The organism is Lentzea miocenica, from assembly GCF_033949945.1.
Classification (GTDB): domain Bacteria; phylum Actinomycetota; class Actinomycetes; order Mycobacteriales; family Pseudonocardiaceae; genus Lentzea; species Lentzea miocenica.
Genome location: NZ_JAXAVW010000085.1, coordinates 1 through 2,169, shown reverse-complemented (window position 1 = coordinate 2,169; position 2,169 = coordinate 1). Strand labels below are relative to the sequence as shown.

Sequence of the window (2,169 nt, the reverse complement as noted above, 5' to 3'; positions counted from 1 at the left end):
GTGCGCCACGAGGCGCTTGAAGTTCGAGCGGAGGTGAAAGACCTTCGCCGTTCGGCTGTCGCAGCAGTCGGGTGAAGCTGGGAGCAGTCTGATCCGGGGAACGCCGGAGAGGGCGGAAAGCAGCTCCGACAACGCCGGGACGTGTTAGCACTGCCAGATAATGCGGGTTCGGCAAGCGAGACCAGAGGGTACAGCGTGAGCGAATCAGTGGTTGACGCCCCGTAAGAGTAGAACCGGCTCCAAATCTGGTGGATATGGGCCGGGGTGCAGTGCGCGTTTCCATTCTTACGATGGAAGCGACTCTATCGCCGCTTCTCGTGGTCGGCGTGGAGGCCGTGTCGAATGTCTGCGGCGTAGACACGGCGAGGCTGCCGGGGTAGAGCTGGGTGCCTGCCTGGTCGATCGAACATCGAGTGAACGTGGGAACCATCCGTGATCGCCTCGTTCTCCGGGCGGCCAGTTCGGAATGAGGCAGGCTCGTTTGCCGGCTGATGGTCACGGGATGGGGCGGAGGTCTCGTAGTAGTCCGAGCGCGCGAAAGGCGTGCACATGGCGAAGGGGACCAGTGATTCTGCGATGGAGGATGCTGGAATGCCGGGAGGACGCGGGTGAATACTCGTGAGCCGGATGAGTCGGCCTTGTATTGGGCTGAGCGCCGGGTACTGGAGATCCAGGCCAAGTTGCACCGTTGGGCGAAGGATGATTCCGATCGCCGGTTTGATGATCTGTTTAATCTCGTGACCGATCCCGCGTTCTTGTTGGTGGCGTGGGAGAGGGTGCGGAGTAACAAGGGCGCGCGTACCGCTGGTGTGGATGGGGTGACTGTCTCACGCATTCGTGACGGGCAGGGTGTCGAGACTTTTCTCGACACCCTGCGGTCGTGGGTGAAGGACGGTAGTTTCCGGCCGGTTCCGGTGCGGGAGCGGATGATTCCCAAGGCTGGCGGAAAGTTACGCCGGTTGGGGATCCCCACTGTCGCGGATCGGGTGGTGCAAGCGTCGTTGAAGCTGGTGTTGGAGCCTATTTGGGAGGCCGACTTCCGGCCATGTTCCTATGGGTTCCGGCCGAATCGCCGTGCACAGGACGCGATCGCCGAGACTCGGTTTCTGGCTAAGCGCTCGTATGAGTGGGTGGTCGAAGGCGATATCGAGGCGTGTTTCGACACGATCGACCATGTGGCCCTGATGGACCGGGTGCGTGTTCGTGTCGGGGACAAGCGGGTTCTGGCCTTGGTGAAGACATTCCTCAAAGCGGGAATCCTGAGCCAGGACGGCGCGGTGCGGGACAGCCATGCCGGTACTCCGCAGGGTGGCATTCTCTCGCCCTTGCTGGCCAATATCGCGCTGTCGGTCCTGGACGATTACTTCGCCCAGGCCGCAGGCGGTCCGGCCACATCGGGGTGGGAGCGCACCAAACGGCGGCGCCAGGGTCAGGCCAATTATCGGCTTGTGCGGTATGCGGATGATTTCCTGGTTCTGGTGTCGGGTACCCGCGAGCACGCGGAGCAGTTGCGTGACGTGGTGGCGGCGGTGGTGGCACCGATGGGTCTGTGCTTGTCGGTGACCAAAACGGTGATCACTCATATCGACGAGGGGATCGACTTTGTCGGGTGGCGTATCCAGCGCCATCGACAGAGAGGTAGCGATCAGCGGCACATCTACACCTATCCGTGCAAGAAGGCGGTTAAGGCCGTCGCAGTGAAGGTGAAGAAGCTGTGTCGACAGGACGTCAGCCGGCCGTTATCGGTTCTGCTCGGTCGGCTTAATCCGGCCTTGCGGGGCTGGTGCGCCTACTTCCAGCCGGGTGTGTCCAGTTCCACCTTTCATTGGCTGAGCCACCTCACCTGGAGGCAGGTCATCAGGTGGATAAGGCGTAAACATCCTCGGATTACCTGGAAGGAACTACGTCGCCGTTACTGCGGCGGCGGTTGGTGGCCGATTACGGCGCTGGGACGGCTTTTCGAACCGGGGCGGGTGCGTACCACCCGCTACCGGTATCGAGGGACAAGGATCTCGACGCCATGGGCGGCCATCAGGTAAGGAAATCAGCAATCGGCCGACGGGAATCATGGAGAGCCCGGTGCTCAGTAATGGGCACGCCGGGTTCGGGAGGCGGCTCGGAGAAACCCATCAACAGCAATGCTGACAGGGCGCTCCGAGTCGACCTCAC

1 protein-coding gene is annotated in these 2,169 nt (G+C 62.0%); it reads left to right on the top strand.

Features of this window, described 5'->3' with window-relative positions:
• Positions 1-608 precede the first annotated feature (608 nt).
• Entirely contained in the window at positions 609-2,039 is a 1,431-nt protein-coding gene (ltrA, locus tag SK803_RS46280; protein WP_319972632.1) for a group II intron reverse transcriptase/maturase, read from the top strand.
• The last annotated feature ends 130 nt before the right edge of the window (positions 2,040-2,169 follow it).